We start from the raw sequence: 26,130 nt of genomic DNA on the forward strand, positions 1-26,130 counted from the left end.
GGCTCAGGCCTTGCCGGAGGACGCGGTTTCGGTGGCGTCGCCGGGCGACGGCGGCGGCACGATCGGGTCGGGTTCGCGCGCCAGCGCCCGGAACCGGAACAGTTCGTTGAGGCGATAGCCGGAGTAGCGACCGAGCAGCAGCGCGAAGGCGAACAGCACCAGCAGCACTTCCGGGTACACGAACACCAGGTGTTCCAGCGGCTGCCAGCTCATGACCAGGTAGGCCAGCGCGGCGACGACCAGGGTGCCCACGCCCTCGCGGATCGCGGTGCCGGCGCCGCGCTCGTCCCAGGCCACCGACATCCGCTCGATGGTCATCGCCATGATGACCATCGGGAACAGGGCGACCGAGAGGCCGACCTCCAGGCCGAGGCGGTTGGACAGCACGCTGACGGCAGCCATCAGCAGCACGACCAGGATCAGGATGGCGGTCAGGCGCGGCACCAGCAGCAGGCGCAGCCGTTCGAGGTAGAAGCGCACCAGCAGGCCGAAGCCGACCACGAGCACGAACAGGGTGACGCCGGCGACCAGGGCCGTTTCACGGAACGCCAGCGCGATCAGCACCGGCATGAAGGTGCCGTAGGTCTTGACGCCCACCAGGTTGCGCAGCAGCAGCATGATGAAGGCGCCGATCGGCACCATCAGCAGGACGCGGTAGGTTTCCTGGGCCTGCAGCGGCAGGCTCAGCAGCGAGTAGCGCACCAGGTTGGCGTCCTGCACTTCCAGCCGGCGCTCGGCGATGGCCATGGCGTCGGCGAGGTTGCGGCTGACGGTGAACATCAGCGCCGCCTGCGCGGTTTCGCTTTCCATCTGGAGCACGCGGCGGTCGCTGCTGCTCCAGAGGAACAGGTCGGGCGGCAGCCCTTCGGCGAAGGTGCGCGGGTCGATGATGGTCCAGGCCAGGCCGTCGTGCACCATCAGCCAGGGCTGCAGGCGGTCCTCGCCCTCGCGCGGTTCGTCGGTGAGGCGCAGGCCGTGGATGACGCGGGCCGGGATGCTGCGGCGGGCCAGCAGCTGCACGGCGAAATAGGCGCGGTCGCTTTCGTCGGCGCCGTAGCGTTCCGACAGCAGCGCCACCTCCTCGCTGGGCGTGGCCTCGCCCAGGCGGCGCAGCAGCTCGCGGGCGTAGGTGACGTTGTTGATCGAGCCCTCGCGCACCTGCACCAGCAGGCTGTCGGCGGCGGTGACGTAGGGCTCCTCGAGTTCGGGCGGCGACGGGATCACCGGGTCGAAGTCGAGCGCCAGCGTGTCGTGGTCCTGGCTGCGCACGATGGTGGCGCGGTAGTACAGGTCCTGTTCGCCGACGACGCGGCGGTTGGCCCACTGCACTTCACGGCCTTCGGCGTGGGTCGATTCGAGCTTGGAATAGCCGCGGGCGATGAAGCGCTCGTCGAGCACCGCGAAGCCGGGCGTGAAGCGCGGGATCTGCAGGGTGACGGCATTGGCGGCGGCGCGCGGCTGGTATTCGACGTGGGCCTGCACGGTCCACACCTGCACCTGGGCATCGGGCTGCAGCGGGAACTTGAGCACGCTCCACTTGTAGAAGATGGCCGCGCACGCGATCGCGATGATCGAGAAGGCCAGCAGGTAAAGGTGGCGTTTGCTCATGGGCGTCCAGTCGTGTTCCGGGAGCCGCCGGACATCCCCTGCCGGTGGCGAGGCGCCAGTGTAACCCCGGAGTCAGGAGGCCGAATACGCCAGCAGCGCGAGGGCCAGGGCGTTGGCCAGCACGTGCGCCCAGGCGACCGCGGCGAACCGGCCGGTCCGCAGGTACAGTCCGCCGAAGACCAGGCCCATGCCGACGTAGATGGCGGTCATCGCCAGGTGCGCGAGGCGGCTGCCCTCGGCCGGGCTGAGTTCGTGCAGGACGCCGAACACCGCGGCGCTGAGCAACAGCCCGGCCAAGGGCCGGCCGGCGGCGGCGAAGCGGCGCAGCAGCAGGTGGCGGAAGAACAGCTCTTCGCCCAGCGGGGCCACCACGGCCACCATCAGGAAGGCCAGGGGCAGGTTCGCCCGCAGCAGGGCCTGGACGGGCTCGAGGTTGCTCGGCGAGAGCCACAGGCCGGCGGCGCGCAGTGCCAGCAGCAGGCCGGTGGCGACGGCCTGCATCAGCACGCCGGCCAGGGTCGCCAGCAGCAGCGCGCGGCCGATCGGCATCGGTGCCGTGGGCGGCCGCAGGCGGCGGCCGCGCAGCCACCAGGTCCACAGCGCGGCCAGGCCCGAGGCCGCCAGCGCGACGATGGTCAGCGGCCCCACCAGGCGCTGCGGCAGCGACTGCATGGCGTCGGTGAGGCTGGCCAGCGGCGACACCCGGATCTCGGTGATCGGACAGCCCGAGGCCTGCACCAGCGCCTGGCCGTCGATGTGCGGGCGATGGCCGGTATGCGGATGCAGTTCGAAGTAGCCGAGCACCGCGGGCTCGCGTTCGCCGTCGGTGTCGTAGGGCAGCATCCACACCGGGGTGAACTTGGTGATCGGCAGGCCGTCGGGGGCGTGGGCCGACACCAGTTCGCCCTGGCGGGCGAACACCGCCTTGACCGCGGCTTCGTTCCAGCGCTCGGCTTCGCAGGGCTGGAAGATGAGCTGCACGCGCTGCGGGCCGTACTGCTGCTCGCGCTGGTATTGCACCGCGACCGGCGCGGCGAACAGCAGCGTCAGCGCGAGCGTGATCGCGAAATACAGCAGCAGGTCGAGCGTGGCGCCGCTGAACGGCGAATCCCGCCACCGTTGCAGCCACCGGTGGCGGGCGGGAACCGCGGCGTCGTCAGACGTCGAGGTTGGCGACACGCAGGGCGTTGTCTTCGATGAACTCGCGGCGCGGTTCGACCACGTCACCCATCAGCGTGGCGAAGATCTGGTCGGCCGCGACGGCGTCCTCGATGCGCACCTTCAGCAGGCGCCGCGTTTCCGGATTCACGGTGGTTTCCCACAGCTGCTCCGGGTTCATTTCACCCAGGCCCTTGAAGCGCTGGATCATGCGGCCCTTCTTGGCTTCCTCGAGCAGCCATTCCTGCGCCTGCACGAAGTTGGCGACCGGCTGGCTCTTGCCGCCGCGCACCAGGGTGGCGCCGGGCTGCAGCAGGCCGTGCAGGGTGGCCGCCATTTCGTTGACCTGGCGCAGCTCGCCGCCCAGCAGCTGGGCCGCGGCCAGCACCTGGGTCGCGGCCAGGCCGTGGTGCTGTTTCTGCACGACCAGCGCGCCGGCGTGGCCGTCGTCGGTGGCGGGCTGGATCGAGAACACGTAGCGCGCGCGGCCCAGGCCGGTGGCGTTGAGGCGCTTCTCGAGTTCGCGGCACCACGGCGCCAGCGTCGCTTCGTCGGCGAAGTCGGCGGCGCTGACCGGCGGCATTTCCAGCATGGTTTCGAGCACGGGCGAATCGACGCGATGCGCGAAGCGGGTGATGGTTTCGCGGGCGGCGACGAAATCGAGCAGCAGCTTCTCGAGCGCGGCGCCGGCGATCGGCGGCAGGCCTTCGCCCGGGCGCAGCTCGGCGTTTTCGACCGCGTTGTTGACGAGGTAGGCGTTGAGCGCACCGTCATCCTTGAGGTACATCTCGTTCTTGCCCTGCTTGATCTTGTACAGCGGCGGCAGGCCGATGTAGACGTGGCCGCGTTCGATCAGCTCGGGCATCTGCCGGTAGAAGAACGTCAGCAGCAGCGTGCGGATGTGCGAGCCGTCGACGTCGGCGTCGGTCATGATGATGATGCGGTGGTAGCGCAGCTTGTCCGGGTTGTACTCGTCCTTGCCGATGCCGGTGCCCAGCGCGGTGATCAGCGTGCCGACTTCGGCGGACGCGAGCATGCGGTCGAAGCGCGCGCGCTCGACGTTGAGGATCTTGCCCTTGAGCGGCAGGATCGCCTGGGTCTTGCGGTTGCGGCCCTGCTTGGCCGAGCCACCGGCGGAGTCACCCTCGACGATGAAGAGCTCGGACAGCGCGGGATCCTTTTCCTGGCAGTCGGCGAGCTTGCCCGGCAGGCCGGCGATGTCGAGCGCACCCTTGCGGCGGGTGAGGTCGCGCGCCTTGCGCGCGGCTTCGCGGGCGCGGGCGGCGTCGACGATCTTGCCGGCGATCGCGCGCGCTTCGTTCGGACGCTCCTGGAGGAATTCCTCCAGCTTCTGGCCGATGACCGACTCCACGGCCGGACGCACTTCCGACGAGACCAGCTTTTCCTTGGTCTGCGAGCTGAAGCTGGGGTCGGGCACCTTCACCGACAGCACGGCGATCATGCCTTCGCGCATGTCGTCGCCCGACAGCGCGATCTTGGCCTGCTTGGCGATGCCGTTCTGCTCGATGTAGTTGCTGAGCGTGCGGGTCAGCGCGGCGCGGAAGCCGATCAGGTGGGTACCGCCATCCTTCTGCGGGATGTTGTTGGTGAAGCAGAACATCGTTTCCTGGTAGGCATCGGTCCACTGCACGGCGATGTCGACGACGATGCCGTCCTTTTCACCCGAAGCGGAGATAACCGTTTGATGCAGCGGGGTTTTTAGCGCCGCCAGGTGTTCCACGAAGCTGCGGATGCCGCCTTCGTATTCGAACAGGTCACGCTTGCCTTCGCCGCGCTCGTCGATCAGTTCGATCTTGACGCCGGAGTTGAGGAAGCTCAGCTCGCGCAGGCGCTTGGCCAGGATGTCGTAGTGGAATTCGGTGTCGGTGAAGATCTCGGGGTTGGGCAGGAAGCGCAGCTCGGTGCCGCGCTTGGTGGCCGGGCCCACGACCTTGAGCGGATACACCGGCTCACCGACCGCGTATTCCTGCTGGTGGTGCTGGCCATCGCGCCAGATGTCGAGCCAGAGCTTGGACGACAGCGCGTTGACCACCGACACGCCGACGCCGTGCAGGCCACCGGACACCTTGTAGCTGTTGTCGTCGAACTTACCGCCGGCGTGCAGCACGGTCATGATGACCTCGGCCGCGGAGACGCCCTCTTCCTTGTGGATATCGGTCGGGATGCCGCGGCCGTTGTCGGACACCGAGCAGGAGCCGTCGTTGTGCAGGGTCACGACCAGGTGGTCGCAGTGGCCGGCCAGGGCCTCGTCGATGCCGTTGTCCACGACCTCGAACACCATGTGGTGCAGGCCGGTGCCGTCGTGCACGTCACCGATGTACATGCCGGGACGCTTGCGGACGGCCTCCAGGCCACGGAGCACGGTGATCTTGCTGGAGTCGTAGGTGTTGTTCGGGGACAGCGGCTGAATCGGTTCGTCGGTCATCGCGGATCGGGTCTCACGTTGGGCCACACCGGCGCGCGGGCGACTCCCGGGGAAGCCGCGGCGCGCCTATAAATAATGAGTACCGAGTATAGCGCGTGAGGACGGCGTGCGCCGCCCCGATGCGGGCGCTCAGAGCGTCTGCAGGCGCCCTTGTTCCACGTGGAACCGCTTCTGGGGGCCCAGCGCGCCCGGAAGCTCGGCGGGCGCCTCGGTGGCGGTCAGGATGACCTGGGCGCCCGAGCTCAGGACCGAGGCCAGGGCCTGGTGCTGGTGGGCGCGATCGAGCTCGGAAGCCAGGTCGTCCAGGCAGACCAGCGGCCACTCGCCCTTGTCGGCCGCGAAGGCGCGGGCCTGGGCCAGGATGCAGGCCAGCGCGGTCAGCTTTTCCTGGCCGCGCGACAGGGCCTCGCGGCCCGGCAGGCCGACGTAGTCGACCCGCCAGTCGGCGCGATGCGGGCCCAGGCTGGTGTAGCCCAGGGCCAGGTCCCGCTCGCGGGCCAGCAGCAGGGCGTCCTCCAGCGGGCTGTCCTCGCGGCGCCAGCCCGGCAGGAAGCGCAGGCCGGCTTCGCCCAGCTCGGGCAGGAACTCGCGGGCGGTCCCGGCCAGCACCGGCTCCAGGCGCTCCAGGTACAGGGCGCGCAGGCGGCTCAGGGCCTCGCCCGCCTCCGCCAGCTCGCGATCCCAGGGCGCCAGCGCCGCCGGACCCGGCCCGCGCTTGAGCAGGGCGTTGCGCTGCTTCAGGGCCCGGGCGTAGCGCCGCCAGACCGGCAGGAAGGCCGGTTCCACGTGGAACAGCGCCCAGTCCAGGAACCGGCGCCGGTGTTCCGCCCCGCCGGCAATCAGCTCGTGGCTGCCGGGTTCGAAGGTCACCACGGCCAGCTCGGCGCAGAGTTCGGTCAGGCTGGGGGCCGGCGCCCCGTCCAGGCGCGCCTCCCAGTCGCTGCCGCCGTGGCGCAGGCCGGCCCGGCGGGTGCGGCCCTGGCCGTCCAGCCATTCGGCATAAAGCTCCAGGTTCGGGCTGCCGGTGCGGATCAGGCCGTCGCGGACCCGGCCCCGGAAGGAGCGGCCGTAGCCCAACAGGTGGATGGCCTCGATCAGGCTGGTCTTGCCGGCGCCGTTGCCGCCCGTGACCAGGTTCAGGCCGGGCGCCGGGCGGAACTCGACCGCCTGCAGGCAACGCAGGCGCTGGATGTCCAGGCGGGTCAGGCGCATGGGAAAAGGACCGCTCGTTCCGCCCGCCGGGGCCAGAAACGAGGCCGCCCGGCAGGAACCGGGCGGCAGGGGGTCGCGGGAAGCGGTCGGGTCACAGACGCAGCGGCATCACCACGTGGCGGCTGCGCTCGTGGCTGGCCTCGCGGACCAGGGCCGACGAATTGGCGTCGCGGAGGTTGATGATGACGAACTCCTCGCGCAGCGCACTCAGCGCATCCAGCAGGTAGGTGACGTTGAAGCCGATGCCCAGGCCGTCGACCTTGGTTTCGGCCTCGACTTCTTCCTGGGCCTCTTCCTGCTCCGGGTTGTGCGCGACGATGCGCAGCTGGCCCGGGCTGATCTCCAGCTTCACGCCGCGGTACTTCTCGTTCGACAGGATGGCCGCGCGCTGCAGGGCGGCACGCAGGGCCTCGCGGTCGACCTTCACTTCCTTGTCGGCGCCGATCGGAATGACCGCATCGTAGTCGGGGAAGCGGCCGTCGATGAGCTTGGAGGTAAAGGTGACGTCCTCGCGGCGCATGCGCAGGTGGTTGCGGCCGACTTCCAGCTCGACCTCGCGGTCGCCGCCTTCCAGCAGGCGCTGCAGCTCCAGCACGCCCTTGCGCGGCAGGATGATCTGCTTGCGGGTCTGGGCACCGGCCGGCAGCGGGGCTTCGCACAGGGCCAGGCGATGGCCGTCGGTGGCGACGCAGCGCAGCGAGTCCTCGCGCAGGTCCAGCAGCAGGCCGTTGAGGTAATAGCGCACGTCCTGCTGGGCCATGGCGAACGCGGTGCGCTCGATGAGCTCTTTCAAGGCAGCTTCCGGCACGCGGATCCGCTCGACCAGGTCCAGGTCTTCGACCGCCGGGAAATCGTTGCCGGGCAGGGTGGCCAGCGTGAAACGGCTGCGTCCGGCCTGCACCGTCACCTTGTCGCCGGTCTGGCTGATGGTGACGCGGCTGCCGTCGGGCAGGGCGCGGACGATCTCGAACAGCTTGCGCGCCGGGATCGTGGTTTCGCCCGCCTGGGCGTCGTCCACGTCCGAACGGGCGACCATTTCGACCTCGAGGTCGGTGCCCGTCATCGACAGCTTGCTGCCTTCGACGCTGACCAGCAGGTTGGCCAGCACGGGCAGGGTCTGCCGGCGCTCGACCACGTTCACGACCTGCTGAAGGGGTTTGAGTAGGACTTCTCGCGTCAGGCTGAAACGCATGCGGATCCCCAAGCTCCAAGAGTGGATATTTCAAAAAGTGGTGGTGGTGGAGGGCCGAAAATCTCCGGATAACTCATCCAACCCACTGATTCAAAACGTTTTTATCGTACCGCTAAGCCTGTGCGCCAGGGTTGGGACAGGGTGACACAAGTTGTGGATAACTTCTTGCCCTTCCAGGCATCCCCAGCTTGTCCACAGGCCGTCCCCAACGCTCGCGCCCGGCCTGGCGCAAAGATCATTCACTGAGTTTACGCAGCAGCTTGTCCCAGTCTTCCCGCAGCTTGCCGTCGATCTCGCGCAGTTCGCGCATGACCTTGCAGGCGTGCATCACGGTCGTATGGTCCCGGCCCGCGAAGGCATCGCCGATTTCCGGCAGGCTGTGCTCGGTCAGTTCCTTGGACAGGGCCATCGCCATCTGCCGCGGACGCGCCAATGAACGGGTCCGCCGCTTCGACAAAAGGTCCGCCATGCGCAGCTGGTAGTAGTCTGCCACGGTCTTCTGGATATTGCTGATCGACACCACCTGCTGCTGCGCCCGCAGCAGGTCGCGCAGGGTTTCCTGGGCGAACTCGGCGGTGATCGGCTTGGCCATGAAGTTCGAGCGCGCCGCCAGCGTGTTCAGCGCGCCCTCGAGGTCGCGCACGTTCGAGCGCATGCGCTTGGCGATCAGGTAGGCGACGTCGTCGGGCAGCTTCACCCCGCGCTCGATCGCCTTGGCGGCGATGATGGCGGCGCGGGTTTCGAAATCGGGCGGTTCGATCGCCACGCTCAGGCCCCAGGTCAGGCGGGTCTTGAGCCGGGTCTCGAGGTTCTCTACCTCGCGCGGGTAGCGGTCGCAGGTCAGGATGATCTGCTGCTTGCCGTCGAACAGCGCGTTGAAGGTATGGAAGAACTCTTCCTGGGTGGTGTTCTTGCCGGCGAAGAACTGGATGTCGTCGATCAGCAGCGCGTCCACCTGCTGGAACTGGCGCTTGAACTGGTCCATCGACTTCTCCTGCAGCGACTTCATCATCGCGCTGAAGAACTGCTCCGACCGCAGGTACAGCACCCGCATGCCCGGGTTGTTGGACCGCATCAGGTTGCCGGCCGCGTGCATCAGGTGGGTCTTGCCCAGGCCCGAGCCGCCGTACAGCAGCAGGGGGTTGTAGGCCTTGCCCGGGTTCTGGGCCACCTGCAGGGCGGCGGCGCGGCCGAGCTGGTTGCTGCGGCCTTCCACGAAGTTGTCGAAGGTGTAGTGGCCGTCGAGGTTGCCGGCGAAGGCCACCGCGGGCGCCGGGCGGGTCGCCGCCGGCATGGTGCCGGCCAGCGGGGCCTCGGCGCGCTTGATCGACCCCACGGCCAGCGCCACCGGGGCCGGGCCGCCGGTGAAGTGCGCCATCAGCTCACGGATGCGGTCGAGGTAGTGCTCGCGCACCTGGTCGACCACGAAGGCGTTGGGCGCGTACAGGGTCAGCCCGTCGCCCCGGGCCTCGGCCTGCAGGGGCCGGAGCCAGGCGTGTATTTCCTCGGCCGGCAGTTCGGCTTCCAGTCGTTCCAGGCAGCGGGGCCAGGCAGCATCCATGTTCAAGCGTAAGTCCGGGGAGCAGTGGCGCCAGGGCGCCGCTGTGGATAAGTGATCGGGGGGACGCAGTCTAGCGCCGCGGGGCGATGCCCGCCACGCGGGATTGGCTTGACGTGGGGTCCGCCGGGCCGCTATAGTCCGCAGTCTTTTCCGCCCAAAACTTTAACCGGGGTGCCACCATGGCCACCAAGCGCACGTACCAGCCCAGCAACCTCAAGCGTAAGCGTGACCACGGCTTCCGTGCTCGCATGAAGACCGCCGACGGCCGCAAGATCCTCTCGCGCCGCCGCGCCAAGGGCCGGGCCCGCCTGGCCGTCTGACGCGTTTTCGCCGGCTTGCCGGCGACGACCTGCGGGCCATAGCCAGGGACCGTGAACACGATCCCGCCCGCCCCGCCGAAGACCTTCCCCCCGAGCGCGCGCCTGCGCGTTTCCGCCGAGTTCCAGGCGGTGTTCAAGGGGGGGCGCCGGCTCTCCAGCCCCCAGCTGCGACTGCATGCCCACGTCCGGGCCGATGCCTCCGTGCCTCGGCTCGGCGTTGCCGTGTCCAAGAAGGTCGACAAGCGCGCCGTGGGCCGCAACCGCATCAAGCGGCTGGCGCGTGAACTCTTCCGCGGCGGCCGCGACCAGCTGCCGCCCGGCGACTACGTGCTGATCGCCCAGCCCGGCGCCAGCCAACTCAGCAGCGACGACCTTCGCGCACAGTTCCAGCAGCTGCTCGAACGCGCCCGGTCGTTGAAGCCCACGCCCCCGCCCGGCACAATGCCGGCCACCCCGGGCGCGTCCGAACGCCCCGCCTCCGATTCCTGACCGAGACCACGTGCCCGGCCCCGGCCCCACGCCGGCGCCCGCAGCCTGCCCATGAACCAGACCCGTTCCTTCCTGCTGATCGCCTGGCTTGCCGTTGCCACCCTTCTTTTCATGGAGTGGAGCAAGGGCCCGGCCCAGCCCGCCCCGGTCGCATCCAGCGCCCCGGCCACCGCCGCCGACGCCATCCCGACGGGAGGCGACGTACCCGCCGCCTCGGCGGTGCCGTCCGCCGCCGCCGCGCCCTCCGCCAGTGCGGTCGCCGGCGAAGTGCCGACCGCGGCCCCGGTCGCGCCCAGCGCGGGCCTGGTCACGGTCACCACCGACGTGCTTCGCCTGCAGGTCGATCCGCGCGGCGTCAGCCTGGTCGGCGCCGACCTGCTGGCCTACCCGGTCGACAAGGACAAGCCGGACGTGAAGGTGAGCCTGCTCGCCACCGATCCGATCCACTACTCGGTCGCGCAGTCGGGCCTGATCGCCAGCACCGGCACCGCGCCCACCCACGAGGCCGCGTTCCGGACCGAGGACGGCCGCAGCAACTACCAGCTGGCCGACGGCAGCGAACAGCTCGAGGTGCCGATGGTCTGGGAAGACCCGGCCACCGGCCTGAGCGTGCGCAAGACCCTGGTCTTCACCCGCGGCTCGTACGCGATCACCGTGCGCCAGGAAATCCGCAACCAGGGCAGCCAGGCCTGGCGCGGCAACGCCTACGAGCAGCTGCAGCGCGTGCCGCTGCCGCCCGCCCCGCGCACCTTCGGCCTCACCAACCCCGAGACCTACAGCTTCGTCGGTCCGGCCTGGTACAGCCCGGAAGACGGCTTCGAGAAGCACAAGATCGCCAACATCCTCGAGGATGGCGCGCAGACCCGCGAAACCACCGGCGGCTGGATCGCGATGCTGCAGCATCACTTCGCGCTGGCCTGGGTGCCGTCCGACAAGGAAGCGCAGCGCTTCGAGATCAACGCGCTGCCGGGCGCCACGACCCGCTACCTGGTCCGCGGCGTCAGCGCGCCGATCGAAGTCGGCCCGGGCCTGTCGGTGACCCGCGAGATGCAGCTCTGGGTCGGCCCCAAGCTGCAGGAGCAGATGCAGGACATCGCGCCGGGCCTGAAGCTGACGCTGGACTACGGCATCTTCACCTTCCTCGCCCAGCCGATGTTCGACTACGTGCTCAAGCCGCTGCATGACCACGTCACCGGCGGCAACTGGGGCTGGGCGATCATCCTGACCGTCCTGATCATCAAGCTGTTCCTGTATCCGCTGTCGGCCAAGCAGTACCAGAGCTTCGCCAAGATGCGCGCCATCCAGCCGCGCATCGAATCGCTCAAGGAGCGCTACGGCGACGACAAGCAGAAGTTCCAGATGGCGATGATGGACCTGTACAAGAAGGAGAAGGTCAATCCCGCCGCCGGCTGCCTGCCGATCCTGATCACCATCCCGGTCTTCATCGCGCTGTACTGGATGCTGCTCGAGAGCGTCGAGATGCGCCAGGCGCCGTGGCTGGGCTGGATCCAGAACCTGACCGCGCCGGACCCGTACTTCATCCTGCCGGTGATCAACCTCGTGGTGATGTACCTCACCCAGAAGATGACGCCGACCCCGGGCATGGACCCGATGCAGAAGAAGATCATGACCTTCATGCCGCTGGTGTTCGGCGTGATGATGGCCTTCTTCCCGTCCGGCCTGGTGCTGTACTGGTGCACCAACGGCATCCTCGGCCTCGCCCAGCAGTACGTCATCAGCAAGCGCCACGGCGACAAGCCGGCGGCGGCGGTGAGCAAGTAAGGAATCGAACGCGGATCAGAGCGGATCAACGTCGATCAAAGCGGATCAAGAGCAGGAAGAAGCAAGGAAAAGGGGAGCACGGCGTGCTTCCCTTTTCTTTTCCTGCCTTTGCTTTATCCGCGTCAATCCGCGTTAATCCGCTTTGATCCGCGTTAGAGCACGCACTCCCATGACCCAGCGCGAGACGATAGCGGCGATTGCGACGGCGGCCGGGGCGGCTGGCGTGGGGATCGTGCGCCTCAGTGGCGCCGGATGCCGGGCGATCGCGGCCACCTTCCTCGGGCGCCCGCCGATCCCGCGGCAGGCGCACTACCTGCGGTTTCGCGACGCCGACGGCGCGGTGATCGATGACGGCCTGCTGATCTTCTTCCCGGGGCCACAGTCCTACACCGGCGAAGACGTGCTGGAGCTGCAGGGCCATGGCAGCCCCGTGCTGCTGGGCCAGCTGTTGCGGCGCTGCCTGGCGCTGGGCGCGCGCGCGGCGCGGCCGGGCGAGTTCACCGAACGCGCCTTCCTGGAAGGCCGGCTGGACCTGGCCCAGGCCGAGGCGGTCGCCGACCTGGTGGCCGCCGGCAGCGAGGCGGCGGCGCGCGCGGCCCGGCGATCGCTGGAGGGTGAGTTCTCCCGCCGCGTCGACCAGGTGGTCGAGGGCCTCACCGGCCTGCGGGTTTGGATCGAGGCCGCGCTGGACTTTCCCGACGAGGAAATCGACTTCCTGGCCGCGCCCGAGTTGCAGGAGAAACTGCAGCGCGTCGCCGCCCAGCTCGACGCCCTGCGTACCGCCGCCGAGCGCGGCCGGCGCCTGGTCGATGGCCTGCACGTCGTGATCGCCGGCGCGCCCAATGCCGGCAAGTCCTCGCTGCTCAATGCGCTGGCCGGCGAAGACCGCGCCATCGTCACCGCCATCGCCGGCACCACCCGCGACCTGCTGCGCGAGCGCATCCGCATCGACGGCATCGAACTGACCCTGGTCGACACGGCCGGCCTGCGCGATGCGCCCGACCTGGTCGAGCGCGAAGGCATCCGCCGCGCCCGCGAGGAGCTGGACAAGGCCGACCTGGTGCTCGCGGTCGTCGACGCCACCGGTTCCGCGCCGGCGCTGGCGCTGCCGGCGGGCGTGCCCGTGCTGTGGCTGCACAGCAAGGCCGACCTGCTGGCGAGCGTGCCCGCCCCGCAGTCCCGCGCCGACGGCCGCCACCTGTGGCTGTCGGTCCGCGATGGCCAGGGGCTGGACGCCCTGCGCGCCGCGCTGCGGGAGGCCGCGGGCCTGGGCGAAGGCGCGGACGGCAGCTTCAGCGCGCGGGCCCGCCACGTCGATGCGCTGGCGCGCGGCGCCGACGCCCTCGCCCGCGCGGCCGCCCAACTCCACCACGGCGCCGGCGAACTGGCCGCCGAGGAATTGCGCCAGGCCCAGGACGCCCTGGGCGAAATCACCGGCCGCGTCGACGCCGACGCCCTGCTGGGCCGCATCTTCGGCGACTTCTGCATCGGCAAGTAGCCGGCCCGCGCCGGCTACGCCGACGCCTTACGGCTCCGGCGTCGCCACTTCCCGGAAGCGCCAGAACGACCCGCCCGGATGCTGGCCCACGACCAGGCCGGCCCGGCGATCGGCCGGCAGGTTGTGCCGCAGCAGGTCGAGGATGTCGCGGATCACCGGCCGGGACTCGACGAAGTACGAATGCGCCAGCGCACTCTGGTCGACGCCGGTGGCATCGATGGTCTCGACGCCCGGAAGCACCATCAGGCCATCGCCGGAGTCGCCCGCGCGCGCGTAGCCGTGCACCTGCTTCGAGGCCTGCAGCGCCAGGTCGTTCGACGAGGCATACAGCGTGACCCGCTGCCCGGCCTGGCGCAGCGCCGGCGCCAGGTCGCGGCGGAACACCTCGGCATCGATGTCCGGCGCGGCCAGGATGATCTCGCGGAAGCGACCGCGAAGGTCCGGCCGCTCCTGCACCAGCGACTGCAGCGCGCGGGTCAGGCCCCGGTTACCCATGCTGTGCGCGATCAGGTAAAGGTTCTGCGCGTCGGACTTTTCGGCGAAATCGACCAGGAAGTCCTTGATGTGCGGCGTCGACCATTCGATGTTCGACTCATCGACGGTGTAGCCGGGCAGCGAAGCCTGTGACGGCCAGCTGTAGAACACCGCGGCGCCATCGAAAGCCAGGTCGTAGGACATTTGCGCGGTGCGCCGGGCCGCGTCCGCGAACGCCACGTTGTACCCGTGCACGAACAGGAAGGCGTTGCCGCCCTCCGACCGCTGCACCCGCTCCGAGAGCTCGCGGAAGAACAGCTCGCGCGAACGCCGCTGCACCGCCATCAGCACCACGTGCCGCGCCGGATCCTCGCGGAACTCCAGCCGCAGGATCGACGGCGACTCCAGCAGGCCGGCCTGGTGCTCACGCGGAATGCTGACCTCGGCGGTGCCGTACTCGACCTTGCCGCGCGCGGGGCCGTAGCGTTCGGCCACCGGCGTGTCGGTGAAATTGCGCGCGGCCTCGCGATCGGTGGCGTAGAACACGCGCATGGTCGCGTAGTTGCTGTCGGGGTCGACCGCGGGACGCGCCGGCAGCGGAGCCGGTCGCCGGGCCGAGGGTGGGCGGGCCGACGGCGGCCGGGAGGCGGCCGGCCGGGCCGGCGCGGCGGTCGGCCCTTCGCTGGCACGCCGGGCTTCGAACTCGCGCTGCTGCCGGGCGGCCAGCTCGGCCATGGCGCGCTCGGCCTGCGCCCGTTCGGCCTGCGCCCGTTCGGCCATGGCCTGCTCACGCGCCAGCGCGGCGGCGCGAGCTGCTTCGGCCTGGGCGGCGACCGCGGCGTCCTGGCTCGCCGGCGGCGGAGGCGGAGGCGGGGGCGGGGGCGGCGGGGGCGGCGGGGGCGGCGGAGGAGGCGGAGGAGGCGGAGGAGGCGGAGGCGGCGGAGGCGGCGGCGGAGGCGGAGGCGGAGGCGGAGGCGCCGAGGCCACGGGCGGTGCTTCCACCGGCGGGGGCAGGGTCGAACAGCCGGCGGCGGCGAGCAGCCCCAGCACCAGCAGGCAGCCAAGAAGGGCCTTGCGCATGGATATCCCCAGGTTGGAAGGTCGTTGCGCCGCCCGGCGAGGGCCAGGCGGCCAGCCTCGCGATAAGGCCCCAATCTGTGCGCCGGATCAAGCTTCGCAACGAAACCGGCTTGACAAACCGGCCAAACTCTTATGTGCTGAACGTCATGATTTGGTGATTTTTTTCAGGGGAAAGACATGACCGCTACGACTTCCACCTCGTCCAGCGCCCTGCGCTGGGGCATTGCTTTGGCGCTGGGCCTGACCCTCGCCGCCTGCTCCAAGGACGAAGCGGCCCCCGAGGCCGCGGCCCCCGCGGCCGCTCCGGCCCAGCCTGCGGGCCCGACCGCAGAGGAAGTCGCCGCCCAGGAAGCCGCCCAGGCCGCCGAAGCCGCCCTGGCCAGCCTCAGCGTCGATGACCTCAAGGCCCGCGGCAGCCAGGCCCTGCGCGAACAGCGTCTGTATGCCCCCGCCGGCGACAACGCCATGGAGTACTACCTGGCCCTGCGCGCCCGCAGCGAAAAAGTCGACCCGCTGGCCGAAAGCGCCCTGATCGACCTGATGCCCTACGCCATCATCGCGGCCGAACAGGCCATCAACCGCGAGGACTTCGCCGAGGCCGAGCGCCTGCGTGGCCTGATCGAGAAGACCGACGCCCAGACCCCGTCGCTGCCGCGCATCACCGACGCCATCGCCCAGGGCCAGGCCAGCGCCGCCGAGCGCGTGGCCCAGGAAGCCGCCCGCGAAGAACAGCGCCTGCGTGACGCCGAAGCCGCCGCCCAGCGCGCCGCCGCCGCGGCCGCGGCCGCCGCCGCGGCCCCCACGCCGCCGCCGACCCCCGAGCCGACGCCCGAGCCGACCCCCGCGGCGCCGACCCCGGCCCCGGTCGCGGCCCAGCCGGTCACTCCGCCGCCGGCTCCGGCCCCGGCCCGCCCGGCCCCGCCGCCGCGCGCCACCACCCCGATCGGCATCCGCACCCCGCAGCCGGCCTACCCGGCTTCGGCGGCGCGTTCGGGCATCACCGGCGAGATCACGGTCGAGATCAGCATCGCGGCCGACGGCAGCGTCAGCAACGTCCGCGTCGTCCGCGCCACCCCGCGCGGCGCCTTCGACCGCGAAGTGCTGGCCACCGTCCGCGACTGGCGCTTCCAGCCGATGGACCAGCCGGCCACGCTGACCCGCACCTTCACCTTCCGCATGTAATCCGCGGCCAGGCACGGTGAAACAGAAAGGCCCGGCAATGCCGGGCCTTTTTCTTCCCCAAGGAAAGGGGTCACGGGAAAAGGGGTCAGGCGGAGACGGCGAGTTGCTCGCGGTGGTAGATGCGGATCGCCACCCAGACCAGGCCCACGGCCAGGGCCAGGCTGGCGCCGAAGCTCAGCGCGAAGTCCGCGAGCGCCACCGCCTCGCCGCGGGCCAGGGCCATCACCAGCACGTTCTGCGACAGCAGCGGCACCGCCGACATCCACAGCTCGCCCTTCATCGGGTTGATCATCAGGATCACCGAGGGAAGCATCGGCACCAGCATCAGCAGCGACAGGTAGGTCTGCGCCTCGCGGTAGCTCTTGGCGTAGGCGGCGACGATCGTCTGAAGCGCGGCGAAGCACATCACCAGCGGCACCATCAGCAGGCCGGCGCGCAGGATCAGGCCCGGGCCGAAGTCGATGCGCATGCCCAGCCGCTCGAGCGGGATGTGCTGGAACGCAATCGCGAACGCCACCAGGCTCAGCATCATGCTCGCCATCGCGAAGCCCGCGGTGGCGCCTAGCTTGCCCAGCACGATGTCGGCCCGGGTGGCCGGATTGGCCAGCAGCGGCTCCAGCGACTGCCGTTCGCGCTCGCCGGCCGTGGTGTCGATGGCCAGGTACATGCCGCCCAGGAAGGCGCCCAGCACCAGCAGGTACGGCAGGAAGCCGAGCAGCTGGCCCGCACGCTGCTGCGTGCTCGCCAGGTCGCGGTCGGCCACCACCAGCGGCGACAGCAGCGCCGGATGCAGGCCTCGTGCCGCCACCCGCAGCGCCGACTGCTGGCTGCCATAGGCCTCGAGCAGGGCGCCGATGCGCGACTTCGGGGCCCGGCCGTCCTGGTCGGAGCTGTCGAACAGCACCTGCACCTGCGCGGTCTGGCCCTTGCGCCAGTAGTCGCCGAAGTCGGCCGGGATCACCAGCACCGCCCGCGCCTTGCGGTCACGGATGGCCTGTTCGGCATCGGCCGGCGCGGGCGCGATCTCGACGCCCTGCTGCACCAGCCAGCCGACCAGGTTGGGCGCGTGCTCGGCGCCGATCACCGGCAGCACCAGCGGCTTCTCGGCGCTGTCGAGCTGCTTGTTGATGATGAAGCCCATCATGATGGCGAAGAACACCGGCCCCAGCAGCGGCCCCATCACCAGCGCATTGACCACGGTCTTGCGGTCGCGCAGGTTTTCTTTGACTTCCTTGAGGAAAACGACGAGCGCGGCCTTCATGCCATCAGTCCTTCTTCGGTGCCGATCGCCTTGACGAAGGCGTCCTCCAGGTTGTCCTCGCCGGTCTGCGCGCGCAGCTCGTCGGGCGTGCCCTCGGCCACCACCTGGCCGCGGGCGATGATGACGATGCGGTCACACAGCGCCGCCACCTCCTGCATGATGTGGCTGGAGAACAGCACGCAGCGGCCCTCCGCGCGCAGCTGCAGCAGGAAGCGCCGCATCGCCCGCGTCGCCATCACGTCCAGGCCATTGGTGGGCTCGTCCAGGATCACGTTGCGCGGGTCGTGCACCAGCGCCCGGGCGATCGCGGTCTTCACCCGCTGGCCCTGCGAGAAACCCTCGGTGCGGCGGTCGATGATGTCGCCCATCTCCAGCGCCTTGGCCAGCGCCTCGGTGCGCTGCGCGATCAGGGCGTCGTCCATGCCGTGCAGCTGGCCGAAGTAGCGGATGTTCTCGCGGCTGGTCAGCCGCTTGTACAGGCCGCGCGAATCCGGCAGCACGCCCAGCCGGCGGCGCACGCCGGCGGGGTCGGTGTTGGCGTCGATGCCGTCCACCAGCACCTGGCCGCGATCGGGCTTCATCAGGGTGTAGAGCATGCGCAGCGAGGTGGTCTTGCCGGCGCCGTTGGGGCCCAGCAGGCCGGTGATCTGGCCATCGGCGGCCGAGAAGCCGACGCCGTCGACGGCGGTCACCTTGCCGAAGGATTTGTGCAAATCGCGGACTTCGATCACGGCTCGGCTCCGTTGTAGTTCAGGAAGAAGGGCACGGGGCCCAGCGCCTCCAGGCAGCTGGCGTCCAGGCCTTCGGGGTCGAGCTTGTCGACGAATTCGCCGACCAGGCGCGGCGTGCAGCCGCGCGGCAGCAGGATGTGGCCCTGGCCAGCGCCGACCAGGTGGCGGGACTTGCCCAGCGACTTGGCCACCTCCTCGGCGTAGCGCGGCGGGGTCACCGGATCGAACTCGCCCGACAGCAGCAGCGTCGGCACGTCGGTCACCAGCGGTGCGTGGAAGTCCTCCGACACCACGCCCTTGGGCCACACGCTGCACTGGGCCAGGGAGCCGCCGATGAGCGCATCGCCGAGCACGAGGTCCTTGTCCTCCGGACGCGCCTGCATCCTCGGCGCGTCCTCGGCGCACATCACCGACAGCTGCATGCCGTGGTTGATCATGCCCACCAGCGAATCGAACACCAGCGACGCCTGCGCCACCAGCGACTGCGGCCGGCCCTTGGCGGCCTCGTCCAGCAGCAGTGGCAGCAGCGCCGCCGTTTCCGGCGCATAGGCGAACAGGCGCGCGATCACCACCACCGCGCTTTCGTCGAGCCGGAGCTCGCGCACCTGGTGGGTCAGCGGATCGCGCAGGTTCACCGGCAGCGGGTGGGCGCGGACCTGGTCGCGCAGCGCGTACAGCGTGCGGTAGGGATCGCCGAAGGCCTGCTGGCAGCCGGGCCGTTCGGCGCAGTTGGCGAAGATCCGCTCCAGCGCCGACTCCAGGTTGATCGCATGCTCGCTGCCCAGCACCAGGCCCGGCGGCACCACGCCGTCCAGGATGATGCTGCGCACGGCGCCGGGCTGCTGGCGCGCGTATTCCTGCGCCATGCGGGTGCCGTAGGAGCCGCCGTAGAGATTGAGCTTGGGCGCGCCGATGGCCTGGCGCAGCGCCTCGACGTCGGCCGCGGCGACGCTGGTGGTGTACATCGCCAGGTCGGCATCGAGCGAGTCACGGCAGTCCTTCGCGAACTGCACCTGCTGCTCGGCGCTGGGCGAGGCCAGGTCCAGCTCGACCGGCGCCCGGCAGGCCAACGGGTTCGAGCCGCCGGTGCCGCGCTGGTCCATGAACAGCAGGTGCCGCTTCTCGCGCACCCGCGCCAGCGCCGGCGCCGCGCTGGCGAAGGCCTCGGTCGCGGCCTGGCCGGGGCCGCCCGCGAAGTAGACCAGCGGATCGGCGGCCGGCTCGGCGGCGCTGGAGGCGGCCAGCGCCACCTTCAGCGTGATCTTGCGGCCGTCGGGCCTGGACGGATCCTCCGGCACCTCGAGCGTGGCGCACTCGGCCTGCCGGGTCGCGCCCGAGCCGGGCTGGGCCAGCTCGCAGGGCTTGAACTCCAGGCTGCCCAGCGTGCGCGCCGAAACCGGCAGCGACAGCAGGAGCAGGGCGACGGGTAGCAGTCTTCGCATGGTGACCTCAGGGTCGTACGGCGGGTGTCAGGGATAACAGACGGCCGTCGGCGCAAAAGGTGACAGGCCGCCGCCCGGGCCGGCCAGGGCAGGCGGCTATTTGCTGCTGACGTACTTCTCGCGGCGGATGTGCGGCACCGGCAGCCCGGCGGCCTTGAGCACCTCGAAGGTGGCGTCGACCATGTTCGGGTTGCCGCACAGGTAGGCGATGTCGCCCTCGGCCGAGGGCGCGAACTCGGCCAGCACGTCCTGCACATAGCCCTGGCGCACGTCGGGGTGCGGGTCGGCCGGCAGTTCGCGGCTGAAGCAGGGCACGAAGCGGAAGTTCGGATGGGCCTGGGCGAAGGCGTAGAAGTCCTCGCCGTAGATCAGCTCCTCGGGCTTGCGGCAGCCGAACAGCAGCACCACCTCGACGCCACGTTCGGCCATCAGTTCGGCCAGCCGCGGCAGCATGGCCCGGTAGGGCGTGATGCCGGTGCCGGTGCCGATGAGCAGGTAGCGGCGGTTGGTGTCGGCCGGCACCAGGCAGAAGCGGCCGTAGGGACCGCTGGCCTGGATCTGCTGGCCCTCGTCCATCGCCTCGAACAGGGCCGTGGCGGCGCCGCCGGCGACGTAGCTGACCGCGATCTCGATCGCCTCGCCCGGGCCCATCGCGTGGTCGTGCATGGTCGCCAGCGAATAGCTGCGCTTGGTCGGCGTGCCGTCGGGATAGTTGAAGTGCACCTGCACGAACTGCCCCGGGATGAAGTCCAGCGGCTGGCCATCGTCACGCGCGAAGGCGAGGTGGCGCACGGTCGGGGCCAGCATGCGGCTGGCGACGAGGCGTAGCGGGAACTGCACGATGGCCAAGACGGACTCCGGAATCAGGAAACTGTGTACCGCAAGGATCCCGGGGGCGGGGCGGCAAGGCCGATATAATACGGCCCGCAGACCTCCGGCGCAGCGCCGGCGCGGTCCAGGAGACCCATGTCCAACCATCCCGCACTCGAGATCACCGATCTCCGGAAAACCTATGCCACCGGCGTCCAGGCGCTCAAGGGCGTCTCGCTCACCGTGGCCCCCGGCGACTTCTACGCCCTGCTCGGCCCCAACGGCGCCGGCAAGTCCACCCTCATCGGCGTGGTCAGTTCACTCGTGAACAAGACCTCGGGCGACGTGAAGGTCTTCGGCATCGATCTTCACGCCCAGCGCTCCGAGGCCATGCGCCAGATCGGCCTGGTGCCGCAGGAGATCAACTTCAACATGTTCGAGCAGCCGTTCGACATCTGCGTCAACTACGCGGGTTTCTACGGCATCCCGCGTGCAGAAGCCGAGAAGCGCGCCGAGGAAGAGCTCAGGAAGGCCCAGCTCTGGGACAAGGCCCGCACCATGTCGCGCACCCTGTCGGGCGGCATGAAGCGCCGGCTGATGATCGCCCGCGCCATGATGACCCGGCCCCGGCTGCTGATCCTCGACGAACCCACCGCCGGCGTCGACATCGAGATCCGCCGCGGCATGTGGAAGACGCTCAAGGAGGTCAACGCCGCCGGCACCACGGTCATCCTCACCACGCACTACCTCGAGGAAGCCGAGAGCCTGTGCCGCAACCTGGCCATCATCGACCGTGGCCAGATCATCGAGCAGGGCCCGATGCGCACCCTGCTGGCCAAGCTCGACGTCGAGGGCTTCCTGCTCGACATCGACGGCGACCTGCCCGCCACCCTGCCGCGGATCGAGGGCGCCACCCTGCTGGCCGAAAACGCCCACACGCTGGACGTCGAGATGCCGCGCGAGATGGACCTCAACCGCGTGTTCGCCGCGCTCGGCGACGCCGGCATCCGCGTGCGCTCGATGCGCACCAAGTCCAACCGCCTCGAGGAGCTGTTCGTGCGCCTCACCGGCCAGCCGGAGAAAGCCGCGTGAGCCAGAACCTGACCGCCCTGCGCACCATCGCCCGCCGCGAGGTCTCGCGCATCCTGCGCATCTGGGGCCAGACCCTGGTGCCGCCGGCCATCACCATGACCCTGTACTTCCTGATCTTCGGCAACCTGATCGGGTCGCGCATCGGCACCATGGATGGCATCTCGTACATGGACTTCATCGTGCCGGGCCTGGTGATGATGTCGATCATCCAGAACGCCTACGGCAACATCAGCTCGTCCTTCTTCGGCGCCAAGTTCGGCCGCCACATCGAGGAGATGCTGGTCAGCCCGATGCCCAACTGGGTGATCCTGGGCGGCTACGTCACCGGCGGCGTGCTGCGCGGGCTGATGGTCGGCGCGATCGTGCTGGGCATTGCGATGTTCTTCACCCCGGTGCGCATCCCGCATCCGCTGATCACGCTGGCGACGGTGCTGCTGGGCGCGACCATCTTCTCGCTGGCCGGCTTCGTGAACGCGGTCTACGCCCGCAAGTTCGACGACATCGCCATCGTCCCGACCTTCATCCTCACCCCGCTCACCTACCTTGGCGGCGTGTTCTATTCGGTGAAGCTGCTGCCGGACTGGGCCGAGGCGGCCACCCACCTCAACCCGATCTTCTACATGGTCAACGCCTTCCGCTACGGCCTGCTGGGCCAGAGCGACGTGTCGATGACCACGGCGTTCGCGCTGATGACCGGCTTCGTGCTGGCGCTGGGTTCGCTGGGGCTGTGGCTGCTGAAGAAAGGCATCGGCCTGCGCAGCTGAGCCTCAGCCGGGCGGCTGCAGCAGGAACACCGGCATGCCGCCCTTGCCCTTGACGTCCAGTTCGCCGCGCGGCGCCAGCGGATAGCGCGCGCCGAGCAGGCGTGCGGTGGCTTCGGTCACCTGCACGGCGCCGGGCACGCCGTGCGATTCCATCCGCGCCGCGGTGTTCACCACGTCGCCCCACAGATCGTAAGCGAATTTGCGCCGGCCGATCACGCCGGCCACCACCGGGCCGCTGTGGATGCCGATGCGGACGTCCAGCCCCAGGCCGGTCTCGGCGCGCAGCGCGGCCACCGCCGCGACCATGCCCAGCGCCAGGTCCGCCAGCACCGCGGCGTGGTCGGGGCGCGGCACGGGCAGGCCGGCGGCGACCATGTAGGCGTCGCCGATGGTCTTGATCTTCTCCACGCCGTGCGCGTCGGCCAGGTCGTCGAAGGCGGTGAACACGCGGTTGAGCAGGTCCACCAGCGCCTCCGGCGGCAGCCGTTCGGCCAGCCGGGTGAAGCCGACGATGTCGCAGAACAGCACCGACACCTCGGCGTGCCGTTCCGCGATGGCTTCGTCCGGCCGGTCCTTGAGCCGCTGCGCGATCGCCGCCGGCAGCGTGTTCAGCAGCAGGCGCTCGGAGCGCTGCCGCTCCCACTCCAGCTCGCCTTCCATCCGCGTGGCCGCGCGCTCGAACAGGAAACCGATGGCCATCACCACCACGAACACGAGCGCGAAATTCGCCGCCAGGTAGCCGCGCAGCTCGTCGGGCGGCAGCGCGTACACCGGCGCGAACCGGCCGCTCGCGTCCCACAGCGCCAGGTAGCCCAGGCCGACGGCGGCGGACAGCAGCGCGCGCTGCCGCGGCCGGCCGAACGGCGAGAACAGCACCACCAGCGGCACCAGCAGCAGGTAGTAGTGGAAGCCCGCGCCCCAGCCCAGCAGCCAGGTCGCCAGCGCGCCCTGTCCCGCGAGCTCCAGGCCGACGCCCACGGTGCCGGCCAGGTGCCAGCCTCGCGGCAGGCCCGGCCGCAGGACGAACACCCAGGCCGCGAACAGGTACACCGGCAGCGTCAGCAGGCTGTAGGTCACCAGCTCGGGCACGCCGCGCCAGAGGAACCAGGGCAGCAGCACCAGGTGCGCCAACAGTCCCAGCAGCGCGCAGGACGCCGCGAACACCCGCCAGCGCGCATTGCCCACCGCCGCGGCGGACGGACGCTGAAGTCGTTTCCAGGCCGTGGGCAGCCAATGCTTCATCGAATCTTCTTCCGGGGCGCGGTGTGTTCCGCAGCCTAACGCAGGCGATGGAGATGCGGTGGCCGCGCTGGCCAAGCCCGGGGCGGGCAGGGTAAGTTCGGGCCGTTTCCGCAGGGGGCCGGAACGATGACTGGCGACATCACGCAATGGCTCAACGCCGCCCGCGACGGCGATCCGCAGGCGCTGACCCGCGCTTTCGAGCTGCTCTACGCCGAGCTGCGCCGCCTGGCCGCCTCGCGGCTGGCGCAGGGCGGCGACGCCACGCTGTCGCCCACGGTGCTGGTGCACGAGACCTACCTGCGCCTGTTCGCCGGCGGCGAGATCGCGCTCGAGAGCCGCCAGCATTTCTTCGCGGCCGCGGCGCAGGCGATGCGCTGGATCATCGTCGACCACGCGCGGCGGCGGCTGGCCGAGCGCCACGGCGGCGGCCTGGTGCGGGTCGAGCTGGATGAGTCGCTGGTGCAGGAACTGCCGCCCCAACAGGTGCTGGAGCTCGACCAGGCCCTGGAGCGCCTGGCCCGGGCCAGTCCCGACAAGGCCCGCCTGGTGGAGCTGCGCTTCTTCGCCGGCCTGGAGTTCCCGGAACTGGTGGCACTGCTGGGCCGCTCGGAACGTAGCTTGAAACGAGACTGGGCGAGCGCCCGGGCAGCCCTGCACGCCATGATGGAATGAACCGATGGCCCGCGACGATACCGATCCCCGGCTGTGGCAGGACGCGATCGCCCTGTTCGAGCGCCTGCGCGACCTCGACCCCGCAGCTGCCGCGGAGGCACTGGCCGCCGCCCCGGGCGGCGTGCGCGAACGCGTGCAGCGCATGCAGCGCGCCGATGCCGGCAGCGGTCCGCTGGACCAGCGCCTGCCCGACGCCGGCGCCCCGGAGCAGCTGGGCCGCTGGCGCATCGGCCCGGTGCTGGGGCGCGGCGGCATGTCGGTGGTGTACCGCGCGCGCTCGACGGTGGCGCCCGAGGAGCAGGTCGCCGCGGTGAAGCTGCTGGCGCTGCCGACGCCGGACGCCCCGGCGATGGCGCGCTTCGAACGCGAGATCAACATCCTGGCGCAGCTGCGGCATCCGGGCATCGCCTCGCTGTACGACGCCGGCGTGGCGCCCGATGGCCGGCCCTGGTTCGCGATGGCCCTGGTCGAGGGCGAGCCGATCGACGCCTGGTGCCGGCGCACGCGGCCCGGCCTCGCCGCCCTCGCCGAGGGCGTCGCCGCGGTCGCCGATGCCGTCGCGCACGCGCATCGCCACCTGGTGGTGCACCGGGACATCAAGCCCGGCAACGTCATGGTGGATGCCGAGGGCCACGTGGTGCTGCTCGATTTCGGCATCTCGCGGGTACTCGAGGCGGGCGCGTCCGAACTCACCCATGGCGGCAACTATCCGTTCACGCCGCGCTACGCGGCGCCGGAGCAGCGCGAGGGCCGCGGCATCTCCACCGCCACCGACGTCTACGGCCTGGGCGCGCTGCTGCATGCGCTGGTGTTCGACGCGGCGCCGGCCTGGCCGCCGGGCCAGGGCGAAGTGGTGCTGCCGGCGGCGCCGGCGCTGCCGGACGATCTGCAGCAGGTCCTGGCCAAGGCGCTGTTGCGCGACCCGGCGCAGCGCTACGCCGGGGCCGCCGCCTTCGCCGACGACCTGCGGGCCTGGCGCAGCGGCCACCCCGTGCAGGCCCGCCGCGGCGGCCGGGGCTATCGCCTTGCGCGCTGGCTGCAGCGCAATCCGGTGCCGACGGCGCTGGCCGGCGCGCTGGTGCTGAGCCTGCTGGCCGGCACCGCGATCAGCCTGTGGCAGGCCGGCGAGGCGCGCGCCCAGGCGCAGGCCGCGCAGGCGGCCCAGGCCGAGGCCGAGCAGTCGCGGCAGTCGGCCGAGCGCGAGCGCGACCGCGCCGAGGCGCTCAACCGTTTCGTGCTGGGCCTGTTCTCGGCGCAGCTGCCCAACCGGCCCCGCGACGAACTGCCGACCACCGCCGAACTGCTCGACCTCGGCGTCGAGCGCGCCCGCGACCCGGCTTCCGGCGAGCCGGCGCTGCGCGCGCAGATGCTCTCGGCGATCGCCAACGTGTTCCAGACCCGTGCGCGCGCGGACGAAGCGGCCGGGTTGATCGCCGAGGCCGTCGCCCTGGCGCGCCAGGACCAGGCGCTGGCGCCCACGATCCTGGTCCAGGCGCTGCGTCGGCAGGCGTCGTTCGCCATGGCGCGCGGCGACTTCGCGCTGGCGGACGCCGCCCTGGCCGAGGCCATCCCGATCCAGGCGGCGCTCGAAGGCGACGCCCCGCCCGGACCGGACCTGTTGGGCCTCCGGCGGACGCGGGCCATGGCGCTGGCGGCGCGGCAGGACTACGCGGGAGCGGTGGGGCTGTTCGAGGCCATCCATCGCGATGTGGTCGGCCGCGACGACTTGCCCGCGGGGGTCGCGGCGCGGGCGGGCGCCGACCTGGCGGTCATCTACAGCAGCGTCGGGCGCTACGCCGACGCGCTGCCGTTCTCGGAGGCCGCGGTGGCGGCCGCGGAGGCGAGCGGGGCGCGTGACGTCGGTGCTGCCATCGTCCTCTCCAACAACGCGCGCCTGCGCATGTACCAGGGTGACTTCATCGGCGCGCACCAGCGCATCGAGGCCGCCCTGGCGATCCACGACCGTCTGTTCGACGCCCCGAGCAGCGCCCGCGCCGCGGCGCGCTTCAACCTTGGCCGCCTGCTGGCGCGCGAGGGCAAGTTCGATGCCGCCCTGGTCGCCCTGGATGCGGCGAGCGAGGAGTGGGCGCGCGCCGACGGGGAAGATCCTGGCC

At 70.6% G+C, this 26,130-nt stretch carries 21 protein-coding genes; 9 read left to right on the top strand and 12 right to left on the bottom strand.

Features of this window, described 5'->3' with window-relative positions; translation table 11 throughout:
* Positions 1-3: 3 nt before the first annotated feature.
* The 6 genes from VFQ84_RS02440 to dnaA all read right to left on the bottom strand — a co-directional run bounded on the left by VFQ84_RS02440 (position 4) and on the right by dnaA (position 9,177).
* Positions 4-1,608 carry a UUP1 family membrane protein gene (locus VFQ84_RS02440; protein WP_325128863.1) on the bottom strand — a complete coding sequence of 535 codons (1,605 nt, stop codon included), beginning with the start codon at positions 1,606-1,608 and terminating at the stop codon, positions 4-6.
* Between the two features lie 72 nt (positions 1,609-1,680).
* Entirely contained in the window at positions 1,681-2,787 is a 1,107-nt protein-coding gene (locus tag VFQ84_RS02445; protein WP_325128865.1) for a CPBP family intramembrane glutamic endopeptidase, read from the bottom strand.
* On the bottom strand, positions 2,765-5,212 hold the full coding sequence (gyrB, locus tag VFQ84_RS02450) for a DNA topoisomerase (ATP-hydrolyzing) subunit B (RefSeq protein ID WP_325128867.1): 2,448 nt from the start codon (positions 5,210-5,212) through the stop codon (positions 2,765-2,767). The genes VFQ84_RS02445 and gyrB overlap by 23 nt, the downstream gene beginning before the upstream one ends.
* 129 nt (positions 5,213-5,341) lie before the next feature.
* Positions 5,342-6,424: a DNA replication/repair protein RecF gene (gene recF / locus VFQ84_RS02455; protein ID WP_325128869.1), complete on the bottom strand. Its 1,083-nt coding sequence runs from the start codon at positions 6,422-6,424 to the stop codon at positions 5,342-5,344.
* Positions 6,425-6,515: 91 nt separating this feature from the next.
* Positions 6,516-7,616: a DNA polymerase III subunit beta gene (dnaN, locus tag VFQ84_RS02460; RefSeq protein WP_325128871.1), complete on the bottom strand. Its 1,101-nt coding sequence runs from the start codon at positions 7,614-7,616 to the stop codon at positions 6,516-6,518.
* A 235-nt stretch (positions 7,617-7,851) separates the two neighbouring features.
* Complete coding sequence (gene dnaA / locus VFQ84_RS02465) at positions 7,852-9,177, bottom strand: chromosomal replication initiator protein DnaA (RefSeq protein ID WP_325128873.1); 1,326 nt, start codon at positions 9,175-9,177, stop codon at positions 7,852-7,854.
* 179 nt (positions 9,178-9,356) lie between these two features.
* On the opposite strand from dnaA, the gene rpmH reads away from it, so the two are divergent.
* From rpmH to mnmE, 4 genes are all read left to right on the top strand, one after another.
* Positions 9,357-9,497, top strand: coding sequence for a 50S ribosomal protein L34 (rpmH, locus tag VFQ84_RS02470; protein ID WP_146907677.1), 141 nt, complete (start codon positions 9,357-9,359; stop codon positions 9,495-9,497).
* A gap of 51 nt (positions 9,498-9,548) precedes the next feature.
* Entirely contained in the window at positions 9,549-9,986 is a 438-nt protein-coding gene (rnpA, locus tag VFQ84_RS02475; protein ID WP_325128877.1) for a ribonuclease P protein component, read from the top strand.
* Between the two features lie 51 nt (positions 9,987-10,037).
* Positions 10,038-11,768: a membrane protein insertase YidC gene (gene yidC, locus VFQ84_RS02480; protein WP_325128879.1), complete on the top strand. Its 1,731-nt coding sequence runs from the start codon at positions 10,038-10,040 to the stop codon at positions 11,766-11,768.
* A gap of 169 nt (positions 11,769-11,937) precedes the next feature.
* Positions 11,938-13,266, top strand: coding sequence for a tRNA uridine-5-carboxymethylaminomethyl(34) synthesis GTPase MnmE (gene mnmE / locus VFQ84_RS02485; RefSeq protein WP_325128881.1), 1,329 nt, complete (start codon positions 11,938-11,940; stop codon positions 13,264-13,266).
* Between the two features lie 27 nt (positions 13,267-13,293).
* Here mnmE and VFQ84_RS02490 read toward each other — a convergent pair whose 3' ends face one another.
* Positions 13,294-14,520, bottom strand: coding sequence for an alpha/beta hydrolase (locus VFQ84_RS02490; protein WP_325128882.1), 1,227 nt, complete (start codon positions 14,518-14,520; stop codon positions 13,294-13,296).
* Between the two features lie 477 nt (positions 14,521-14,997).
* Between VFQ84_RS02490 and VFQ84_RS02495 the strand changes: the two genes are divergently transcribed.
* A complete protein-coding gene (locus VFQ84_RS02495) occupies positions 14,998-16,002 on the top strand; it encodes an energy transducer TonB (RefSeq protein ID WP_325128884.1) in 1,005 nt (334 codons plus the stop codon).
* Between the two features lie 85 nt (positions 16,003-16,087).
* Here VFQ84_RS02495 and VFQ84_RS02500 read toward each other — a convergent pair whose 3' ends face one another.
* From VFQ84_RS02500 to VFQ84_RS02515, 4 genes are all read right to left on the bottom strand, one after another.
* Positions 16,088-17,263 carry an ABC transporter permease gene (locus VFQ84_RS02500; protein WP_325128886.1) on the bottom strand — a complete coding sequence of 392 codons (1,176 nt, stop codon included), beginning with the start codon at positions 17,261-17,263 and terminating at the stop codon, positions 16,088-16,090.
* On the bottom strand, positions 17,260-17,994 hold the full coding sequence (locus VFQ84_RS02505) for an ATP-binding cassette domain-containing protein (protein ID WP_325128888.1): 735 nt from the start codon (positions 17,992-17,994) through the stop codon (positions 17,260-17,262). Before VFQ84_RS02505 ends, VFQ84_RS02500 begins: the two co-directional genes overlap by 4 nt.
* Positions 17,991-19,436 carry an alpha/beta fold hydrolase gene (locus VFQ84_RS02510; protein WP_325128890.1) on the bottom strand — a complete coding sequence of 482 codons (1,446 nt, stop codon included), beginning with the start codon at positions 19,434-19,436 and terminating at the stop codon, positions 17,991-17,993. Before VFQ84_RS02510 ends, VFQ84_RS02505 begins: the two co-directional genes overlap by 4 nt.
* A gap of 96 nt (positions 19,437-19,532) precedes the next feature.
* Positions 19,533-20,285, bottom strand: a complete 753-nt coding sequence (locus VFQ84_RS02515; protein WP_414636988.1) for a ferredoxin--NADP reductase — start codon at positions 20,283-20,285, stop codon at positions 19,533-19,535.
* 117 nt (positions 20,286-20,402) lie between these two features.
* On the opposite strand from VFQ84_RS02515, the gene VFQ84_RS02520 reads away from it, so the two are divergent.
* Both VFQ84_RS02520 and VFQ84_RS02525 read left to right on the top strand, forming a co-directional pair.
* Positions 20,403-21,338, top strand: a complete 936-nt coding sequence (locus tag VFQ84_RS02520) for an ABC transporter ATP-binding protein (RefSeq protein ID WP_325128893.1) — start codon at positions 20,403-20,405, stop codon at positions 21,336-21,338.
* On the top strand, positions 21,335-22,102 hold the full coding sequence (locus tag VFQ84_RS02525; protein WP_325128894.1) for an ABC transporter permease: 768 nt from the start codon (positions 21,335-21,337) through the stop codon (positions 22,100-22,102). Before VFQ84_RS02520 ends, VFQ84_RS02525 begins: the two co-directional genes overlap by 4 nt.
* 3 nt (positions 22,103-22,105) lie before the next feature.
* On the opposite strand, the gene VFQ84_RS02530 is transcribed toward VFQ84_RS02525, so the two are convergent.
* Positions 22,106-23,344 (bottom strand): adenylate/guanylate cyclase domain-containing protein, encoded by a 1,239-nt coding sequence (locus VFQ84_RS02530; RefSeq protein WP_325128896.1) that lies wholly within the window; start codon positions 23,342-23,344, stop codon positions 22,106-22,108.
* Between the two features lie 126 nt (positions 23,345-23,470).
* On the opposite strand from VFQ84_RS02530, the gene VFQ84_RS02535 reads away from it, so the two are divergent.
* Both VFQ84_RS02535 and VFQ84_RS02540 read left to right on the top strand, forming a co-directional pair.
* Positions 23,471-24,016 (top strand): ECF-type sigma factor, encoded by a 546-nt coding sequence (locus tag VFQ84_RS02535; RefSeq protein ID WP_325128898.1) that lies wholly within the window; start codon positions 23,471-23,473, stop codon positions 24,014-24,016.
* 4 nt (positions 24,017-24,020) lie between these two features.
* The coding region (locus tag VFQ84_RS02540; protein ID WP_325128900.1) for a serine/threonine-protein kinase at positions 24,021-26,130 on the top strand (2,110 nt) is incomplete at its 3' end.

Origin of the sequence: Arenimonas sp., from assembly GCF_035721105.1 — a bacterium.
Classification (GTDB): Bacteria; Pseudomonadota; Gammaproteobacteria; order Xanthomonadales; family Xanthomonadaceae; genus Arenimonas.

Coding starts and splice junctions, on each gene's coding strand:
- VFQ84_RS02510 (WP_325128890.1), bottom strand. CDS start 19,436: ATGCGAAGACTGCTACCCGTCGCCCTGCTCCTGCTGTCGCTGCCGGTT.
- recF (WP_325128869.1), bottom strand. CDS start 6,424: ATGCGCCTGACCCGCCTGGACATCCAGCGCCTGCGTTGCCTGCAGGCG.
- mnmE (WP_325128881.1), top strand. CDS start 11,938: ATGACCCAGCGCGAGACGATAGCGGCGATTGCGACGGCGGCCGGGGCG.
- VFQ84_RS02440 (WP_325128863.1), bottom strand. CDS start 1,608: ATGAGCAAACGCCACCTTTACCTGCTGGCCTTCTCGATCATCGCGATC.
- VFQ84_RS02490 (WP_325128882.1), bottom strand. CDS start 14,520: ATGGCCGAACGGGCGCAGGCCGAACGGGCGCAGGCCGAGCGCGCCATG.
- yidC (WP_325128879.1), top strand. CDS start 10,038: ATGAACCAGACCCGTTCCTTCCTGCTGATCGCCTGGCTTGCCGTTGCC.
- VFQ84_RS02530 (WP_325128896.1), bottom strand. CDS start 23,344: ATGAAGCATTGGCTGCCCACGGCCTGGAAACGACTTCAGCGTCCGTCC.
- gyrB (WP_325128867.1), bottom strand. CDS start 5,212: ATGACCGACGAACCGATTCAGCCGCTGTCCCCGAACAACACCTACGAC.
- VFQ84_RS02535 (WP_325128898.1), top strand. CDS start 23,471: ATGACTGGCGACATCACGCAATGGCTCAACGCCGCCCGCGACGGCGAT.
- VFQ84_RS02495 (WP_325128884.1), top strand. CDS start 14,998: ATGACCGCTACGACTTCCACCTCGTCCAGCGCCCTGCGCTGGGGCATT.
- dnaN (WP_325128871.1), bottom strand. CDS start 7,616: ATGCGTTTCAGCCTGACGCGAGAAGTCCTACTCAAACCCCTTCAGCAG.
- VFQ84_RS02500 (WP_325128886.1), bottom strand. CDS start 17,263: ATGAAGGCCGCGCTCGTCGTTTTCCTCAAGGAAGTCAAAGAAAACCTG.
- VFQ84_RS02520 (WP_325128893.1), top strand. CDS start 20,403: ATGTCCAACCATCCCGCACTCGAGATCACCGATCTCCGGAAAACCTAT.
- rpmH (WP_146907677.1), top strand. CDS start 9,357: ATGGCCACCAAGCGCACGTACCAGCCCAGCAACCTCAAGCGTAAGCGT.
- dnaA (WP_325128873.1), bottom strand. CDS start 9,177: ATGGATGCTGCCTGGCCCCGCTGCCTGGAACGACTGGAAGCCGAACTG.